This is a genomic window from Thiohalocapsa halophila (assembly GCF_016583825.1).
GTDB lineage: Bacteria > Pseudomonadota > Gammaproteobacteria > Chromatiales > Chromatiaceae > Thiohalocapsa > Thiohalocapsa halophila.
Genome location: NZ_NRRV01000068.1, coordinates 21,104 through 27,941, shown reverse-complemented (window position 1 = coordinate 27,941; position 6,838 = coordinate 21,104). Strand labels below are relative to the sequence as shown.

Below are 6,838 nucleotides of genomic sequence, written 5' to 3'. Positions count from 1 at the left end.
AATCACTGTGGTTTGAATGCGAGCCCCTTCACTGCCAAAACCAACCCTGTAGTGCCATAACCGCCATCTGTGTACCACTAAGATACTGTTTATAGGGCCCATTTTTCCGCAGCATGTCAAACATGGGCTGGGTGCGGCGGGTGTCGGCTTCGGCGAGGCGGGCCTCACGGCGCCAGGCTTCGGCATCGTCATCCAGGGCTGCGGGGCCGATGGTCTCGGGCAGGGGATCCAGCATCTCTGCCCGCTCGGCGGGGTCCAGCTCGCCGGCGCGCTCCCGGGCCTCGAGCTCGGCAACCAAGGGCAGTAGCTCCCGGGCCGTGCGGGCGAGGGCGTCGGAGGCATCGGCAACGCGCAGGGCCAAGGCGTGGAAACGCTCCAGTGCGCTCAGGCGCTCCTCGCCGACGCGGGTTTGGATGTCGGCCGCCTCGGCGCGCTGGACCCACTGATCCACCAGGGCATCCGCTGCCGCCAAATCCGCCGGCGGCGTGGTCATGTCGGGGCGCTGCGGCAATGCATTGGCCTCCCGCCGCACCGCCAGCCGGGCGAGCTCAGTCTCCAGGACGCGGGCGTCGGCGAGCAGCGGCTCGCGCTCGGCGAGCAGGTCGGCGAGCACAGTGGCGGTCCGCTCGGCGGTTGCGGCGAGGTCCGTGGTAGGGGTGTCCTGGAGCTCGGTCGCCAGCGGCCTGGATGCCGTAGGCTGGGCGGCGATCTGGGCGTCCTGGGCGACCGCCATGCCGAGGCAGGCCAACAACCCGAGCGCGAGGATGCACAGCAGGCCGAGGTTTCTCATGCAATCCGTCCGCGACGCATCCGGAGTAGGTCACGGCGCCTACGCTTGGCGCATGGTTGTGAGGGTAGCGTCGCGCGGCTGCGGGTGAGCGACGTAGACGCTGTCAGTCGGAAGAGGCAAAGCTGAGGTGAGTGGCGCTGCGCAAGCGCTTGCGTGCATAGTCCCGATCATCCCGGATATGGAGCAGCGATTCCCGGATCACCCTGACCTCCGCGCCCTCGCCGACACGGTTGTAGAGGTCTACCACGTCCCGAATCCCCATGCGGATGCACCCATAGGAGGCTGGACGGCCCAGCCGCCACTCTTCCGGCGTGCCGTGGATGTAGATGAATCGGCTGAAGGTATTGCTGTTGTGCCGATCCTTGCCGTTGAGCCAGAGGATGCGACTGACGATCGGGTCGCGACCGGGCGCGTTTGCCTCGAGGATTTCGCCGGTCGGGCGCCGGCCCTTGAAGACCATCCCCATGGGTTGGCCGTCGCCGATCTTCCTTGCGATCTCCATGGTACCGAGCGGTGTTCGATTGCTGCCCGCCCGTGAACCGAGACCGAACTTCGAGGTGGAGACCGGGTAGAGCTTGACCGGCTTGCCGTCGCGCAGTAGTAGCATCCGTTGGTCTTGGACGCTCACCAACAGCTTGTTGCGGGTATCCTTGCCTGTGGCATCGTGGCCGGTGCTGCTGCACCCGGTGAGTGCTAAACCAACGGCGGCCACGAGCAGGCCCAGAAGTCGCTTTCTCAGGATGGTTGGCTTCATGGCTGATGGCGAAATGATGCCAACGCATCTGCAACAAGTGGCCGGCCGGCTAACTGGCTAGGTTAGGGAGTGGTGGAAGGCTGGTCAAGCCGCCAGAATGAGCGGGCCGACCTTGTACACTCGAATCAACGGTAACCCCAGGCGAGGAGTCCGAAGTCCTCCGGGGGGTGGCGTGCGCGCGCGACACGATGGTCGACGGCTCACTCCCCCGGCGCCCGCCGCAACGCCTAGTCCCGACGCTTACGGCACTTGACTGCTCTGGCTCTGCGCCTAGCGCTTCGCGTCGGCAAATGCGCCGTTGTCAGGAATTTCCGCCCGCCGCCTCTAGCACGGCATTGAGCCGGGCGAGCTCTTCTTTGGCGCGCACCTGCTCGGTCACGTCGTACTGCACCCCCAGGTAGTAGATCAACCGCCCGTCGCGGTCGAACAGGGGCCGTACGGTGAACCGATTGTAGAAAAGCGTTCCATCCTTCTTGTAGTTGCGCAGCGTCACGGTGACCGGCTCATCGGTGCGCAGCGCTTCGCGGATGCGCTCGATCTCAGGCTGGTCGCGGTCTTCCCCCTGTAGGAATCGACAGTTGCGGCCGATGATCTCATCCTGCTCGTAGCCGGTGATCATCTCGAACGCAGCATTGGCGTAGACCATGGGGTTATCCGGCTGGTCCGGGTCAGACAGCGTGATGCCGGTGACCACCGTGTCCAGGATCTGCGACAGGACGAACGGGATCAGGCCGGGGTCCTTCTCCGCAATAAATTCCATGATGCGTTGCTCGTATCGGGTTTATTGAGCGTTCAGGCCGACCGGGTGCGGTCAGGGCGCCGATGCCTGTGGGTCGCTGCTGGCGGGAACTTCCGCCTCAACCAGCCGCTTCACATTGTCCACTGTGCGGTTTGCACCTTCCTGCACCGCCGAGCGGATGAGCTTCTCGAACGGCCGCATGTAGAGCTCGACGCGGGTGAGCTGAAAGCCGAAGGTGAGGCGGCTGAAATCACCGTTCGGTTTGTCGTGTACTCTCTCCAGTACATAGTCGATGCGGAACTGGTCACGGGTCTCGGCGAAGCAAAGCCGGCGGGGCCGCTCCAGGGCTCGCACCCGGAACGTGGTTTCGGTGCGCCGGCCCTGGTCCACCCGCACTTGGCGTGCCCGGCTGCCGACCCGAAGTGGCCCTGGGGTCAGCAGCTCGAGCCGCTGGACCTCTGGAGACCAGCGCTTGTAGTTGCGCGCAAAGTCGTCGGCGATAAATTCGTATATCGCCTCGGCCGGTCGCGCAATAACGATACTCGCTTGGGCTTTCACCATCAGGCTCTTCCCCCGAGTCAATTGCATGGGCTGCCACGTCGATCCTTGGCAATTGCCAAGCCTAGCCGCGGGTCGTCGGAGCGAGCCGGTTACCTCACCCGAGGCGCGGATCCTTGGCGCGAACGCTGAGGCTGCGTAGCACCGTGCCTCGTCTCAACGATGAACTGGTGACGGAGTCCCGTGCCGAGCGCAGGCGTCTGCGACAACGGAAGCTCAAAACTGGGCAGTGGCCCGCGCAGTGCTCGACGCGCCGCACCACCGTATCTCCCAGGCTCTCAATCCATCAAGTCCTTGTTGTTGCCCGTCTGCTCGCAGAGACTACACCGATTCCGACCCTGTTGGCGGGGTTTGTCGCCGCGCAGCGGTCTGAGCGGAGTCGCCCAGACCGCCACAGGGTTAGGATTCGCCGTCGGTAACCATCGGCATGGCGTCGGCGTAGGCCTGCGCAGTCTCTTCACGCTGGGCGGGGCTGGCGACCGCCGCCGGCATCTCGCGACGCTTGATATTTTCGGCCCCAGCTTGGGCTCGCGCGAAGGTCTCCTCGTCAGCGTAGCGGGAGCCGAGCGACAGCGCGGTCAGCGGCCCGAGCGCCATGGCGAGCCCCAGGACGATGAGCGGCGTGTGGTTGGTCTGGTGCGTGGCTTGGGACATGTGTCGGTACCTCAGAGTATTGGACAGAAGTTCGAAGATCATGGACGACGGCGCCGGTGCAGCAAGACAAAGTCTGTTCACAGCGCCGCCATGACTGAACAAATGCGCCTGAGACGACACTTCGCAAGGATAACCGCTCGAACTCCAAGCTTTCGCAGCACGCAAGCCCGGTGTTGGTGTCAGGTCACGGTCCCCGAGGCATCGATGCCATCTGCGTCATCGTCCTGACCGAGCGGGATCACCGCGTCGGTCACCCAACAACCCTTGCAGGCGTCATCCGTCTGCCGGGAGAGCACCCAGAGGAAGGCTCGGCTCTCGTCGTTGCGGGTGACGATCGTCACGCGCTGCCGTGCCTGCGTTGCGGTTATGGCGATGGCGCCGAATCGCGCTTTACGGTGACCCAGCAACGCGGCGTACGGCGCAGCACGCACCATCGCTGTGAAGCGGTCCAAGGGGCCCGTCTGCGCGCGATTGGCCGGCGAGGCAAACGCGAACACCTGCGCGATGCCCTGGTCGCCTGCGTCGTTTGTACGCAGCCATTCAACCTGCATCCGTACCACCTCCTCCGGCGCGAGGTCGGGCGACGGCGCCGTCGCGTCAACGGGTGGCGTTGTCGCCAGCACCGTCGTCGTCAGCACCAGCAAGGCAGCCGTCGTCGTGGTTTTGAGGAGCCTTGGCATCTTCAGAATCCTGCGCTGCTTGAAGGGAAATTGTGCGAGCCACCGTTGGCCAGCGCATTAGAGTCGTACGCCCTCATCCGGTTGCGTCTCACGGCGACCGTCCGTACGGCCTGCATGCTGCGCCGGCGCGCGCTGGAGAGACGCCAACCCCGGAGGCTAGTCTAGCCACCGGCGCCCTAGCCTTGGTCGCCGCGCGGTCAGCATAAATCGGCAAGACACAACATGGACAAACTGAAAGGATATCGGAAAGCATTCTTTCATTAGGCAGACATTGCCTTCCCACAACCTGGACAAACTGTCTGCCGCGACGAGAAGCACCCGTCACCCTACGGTCACACCCTCGACGCTCGGAGAATCCCAAATGACCCTTCGCAAGACGACCATCACCGTCGGCGCCCTCCTCACCCTCGGCCTCGGCGTGGGAACCGCCGACCAAGCCGCCGCCGGCAGCCACTGCGGGCGCATGGCTGGCTACCACGGCCAACCCCAGGGCCCCATGATGATGCACCCTGGCGGCTACCGGTCCGGCTACGCGCCAGGCCCGGTGCGGATGATGCGGCCCATGGCGCCGCACCCGGCGATGTACTGGGGCGCACAACAGCCCAAGCCAGTGAAGGTCGCCAGCACCGAAGCGCCCGGCGATGCTTCGGGTGATATCGTCGACGTCGCCGTCGCTGCGGGCAGCTTCAAGACCCTGGCCGCGGCGCTGCAGGCCGCCGAGCTCGTGGACACGCTCAAAGGCGAGGGCCCGTCCACGGTCTTCGCGCCAACCGACGAGGCCTTCGCCAAGATCCCGCAGGCGCAGCTAGAGGCGCTGCTCGCGGACAAGGAGCAGCTGACAGCGGTGCTGACCTACCACGTGGTCCCGGGCAAGGTCATGGCGGCGGATGTGGTCGGCCTGGACAGTGCGACGACGGTGCAGGGTGGGACCCTCACGATCGACACCACAGACGGCGTCAAGGTCGATGGCGCAAACGTCGTGAAGACCGATATCGAGGCCAGCAATGGCGTCATCCACGTCATCGATACGGTCCTCATGCCCAAGTAGCGCGGTGGCGCCTATTGCCCCGCGACCGCGATACGACTCGTGCGGCTGCCCGACGGCCAACCCGGCCGTCGCGCTCCGGCGACCACCACCGTTGCCCGCAAAGTAATTCGCGAGTGACGCTGCAACCAGGAGCAAGAGACCATGAGCGACGACATCACCACCTGGCCTGAGCTGGCCATTGCACTGTATGACAAGCTGACGGGCCGCGGCGCAGAGATCACCTACGAGTTCGACCAGCTCGACGTCTACGTGCCGTCGAAGGTCGACGCCGACCCGAAGTCGGCGAAATGGACCCTGAACGGGACGTTGAAAATCCGCACCCGGGACGCCGGCGCGGCGTCATAGGTGGAGCGCGCATCGCCGACGGGCGAGCCGGAATCGATGTTAGAACTCGATCAGCTTCTGATCACAGGGACCGTCACGCTGGCCGGTCCGAATGGCGAACGGATCCAAGTCCGCGGTGCCGGCGAGCGCATCGAGGCCGACATCGCGCGTGCTTCATTGAGCCTCGGGCTCTTCTCGCGCCTGCCCTCACGGAGCACGCGGCGCCGCTGGCTGCTGGCCGGTCAGCCGGTCCTACGCCAGGCCGGTCTGTCGATCGAGCTTCTGGTCGACGGGCGCCTGATTGGTGTCTACGACGGGCAAGCGAAGGGATCTTTGCTGGCGCACGTCCTTGGCCTTGATCCCGTCAATCTGAAGCTGCTCCAGCTGTTGCTGGTCTGGGCAGTGCGGTGGTGAGAGAAAGGAAAGACCTAATCGGAACTGCACCAGGCCAAGGTGTTTGGCCGCCATATCGGACAACCTGCGTCTGGTGCTCAGCAACCACAACCAACACCACCGAGGAGGGCTCGTGCACAACACATCAGGCTATGTCGGCGTGGACTGGTACAAACTCACCGGAAAGTGGCGCGCTCGAATCAAGATCAACGGCCGAAAGACCCATTTGGGCTACTTCGAGTGCCCGAAAGCGGCCGCCAGGGCCTATGATGCAATGGCGCGATACCTTCGTGGAGAACATGCCGCTACCAATGCGTCACTAGGACGCCTTGGGCACCACGGCGAATCCGAGAGAGCCATCCAGATCAAGGCGCCCCGAAGGTCCGCGGGCCCTGCCGCTGTCGACACCTGCACACGCAGCGCCGAGGCGGCATAAAGTGGAGGGATGTCGACCGCAAAAGTCCCGTTGGATGCCGGGCAAAACAGTCTAAGGTTTAGGACCCTAGAGCGCCCCCGCCGGCTTCACTTCTCTGAGGCGCAGCACCAGACCCGTAGCTCCGAGACTTTGAAAGGTTGGACGTTGCGACGACAGCGAGGAAGCCGCGCCCTCAACGCATCTCCGGATCCTGTTGCCCTACTCCGATAACGTCAGTTGTTGTCGCCGCCGAACATCTGCATCGGACTTGGCATCATCTTCATCGGATTGAAGCCGCCGCCGTTGGCATCCTGTTCGTCATAGCGCGGCCCGTAGCCGTACTCGGGTCCGTAACCATAGCCCGGGCCATAGCCTTGGCCCGGACCGTAGGGCCCGTAGCCGTATCCCGGCATGGACCCAGGGGCGTAGGCAGGCGGGTAGGAGCCGCCCGGATGTCCTTGAAAGTGGCGTAAACCCGATCAG

11 protein-coding genes are annotated in these 6,838 nt (G+C 64.5%); 4 read left to right on the top strand and 7 right to left on the bottom strand.

The window, feature by feature from the left end; translation table 11 throughout:
- Window positions 1-28: 28 nt before the first annotated feature.
- From CKO31_RS21060 to CKO31_RS21035, 6 genes are all read right to left on the bottom strand, one after another.
- Window positions 29-790 carry a hypothetical protein gene (locus tag CKO31_RS21060; RefSeq protein WP_200241131.1) on the bottom strand — a complete coding sequence of 254 codons (762 nt, stop codon included), beginning with the start codon at window positions 788-790 and terminating at the stop codon, window positions 29-31.
- 103 nt (window positions 791-893) lie between these two features.
- Entirely contained in the window at window positions 894-1,544 is a 651-nt protein-coding gene (locus CKO31_RS21055) for a L,D-transpeptidase (protein WP_200241130.1), read from the bottom strand.
- A gap of 301 nt (window positions 1,545-1,845) precedes the next feature.
- On the bottom strand, window positions 1,846-2,304 hold the full coding sequence (locus tag CKO31_RS21050; protein WP_200241129.1) for a PAS domain-containing protein: 459 nt from the start codon (window positions 2,302-2,304) through the stop codon (window positions 1,846-1,848).
- 51 nt (window positions 2,305-2,355) lie between these two features.
- On the bottom strand, window positions 2,356-2,844 hold the full coding sequence (locus CKO31_RS21045) for an SRPBCC family protein (protein ID WP_200241128.1): 489 nt from the start codon (window positions 2,842-2,844) through the stop codon (window positions 2,356-2,358).
- Between the two features lie 396 nt (window positions 2,845-3,240).
- On the bottom strand, window positions 3,241-3,495 hold the full coding sequence (locus CKO31_RS26995) for a hypothetical protein (RefSeq protein ID WP_242475552.1): 255 nt from the start codon (window positions 3,493-3,495) through the stop codon (window positions 3,241-3,243).
- Between the two features lie 179 nt (window positions 3,496-3,674).
- Window positions 3,675-4,175 (bottom strand): DUF4864 domain-containing protein, encoded by a 501-nt coding sequence (locus tag CKO31_RS21035; protein WP_200241127.1) that lies wholly within the window; start codon window positions 4,173-4,175, stop codon window positions 3,675-3,677.
- 361 nt (window positions 4,176-4,536) lie between these two features.
- On the opposite strand from CKO31_RS21035, the gene CKO31_RS21030 reads away from it, so the two are divergent.
- The 4 genes from CKO31_RS21030 (at window position 4,537) to CKO31_RS27735 (ending at window position 6,376) form a co-directional block, all read left to right on the top strand.
- A complete protein-coding gene (locus CKO31_RS21030; RefSeq protein WP_242475551.1) occupies window positions 4,537-5,223 on the top strand; it encodes a fasciclin domain-containing protein in 687 nt (228 codons plus the stop codon).
- 141 nt (window positions 5,224-5,364) lie between these two features.
- Window positions 5,365-5,568, top strand: a complete 204-nt coding sequence (locus tag CKO31_RS21025) for a hypothetical protein (protein ID WP_200241125.1) — start codon at window positions 5,365-5,367, stop codon at window positions 5,566-5,568.
- Window positions 5,569-5,961, top strand: a complete 393-nt coding sequence (locus CKO31_RS21020; protein WP_200241123.1) for a hypothetical protein — start codon at window positions 5,569-5,571, stop codon at window positions 5,959-5,961.
- A 73-nt stretch (window positions 5,962-6,034) separates the two neighbouring features.
- The gene (locus tag CKO31_RS27735) at window positions 6,035-6,376 is read left to right on the top strand and encodes an AP2 domain-containing protein (RefSeq protein WP_369075144.1); all 342 of its coding nucleotides are present in this window, start codon (window positions 6,035-6,037) and stop codon (window positions 6,374-6,376) included.
- A gap of 212 nt (window positions 6,377-6,588) precedes the next feature.
- Here the strand turns inward: CKO31_RS27735 and CKO31_RS21010 are convergent, their stop codons facing one another.
- Entirely contained in the window at window positions 6,589-6,768 is a 180-nt protein-coding gene (locus tag CKO31_RS21010) for a hypothetical protein (protein ID WP_200241119.1), read from the bottom strand.
- Between the last annotated feature and the right edge of the window lie 70 nt (window positions 6,769-6,838).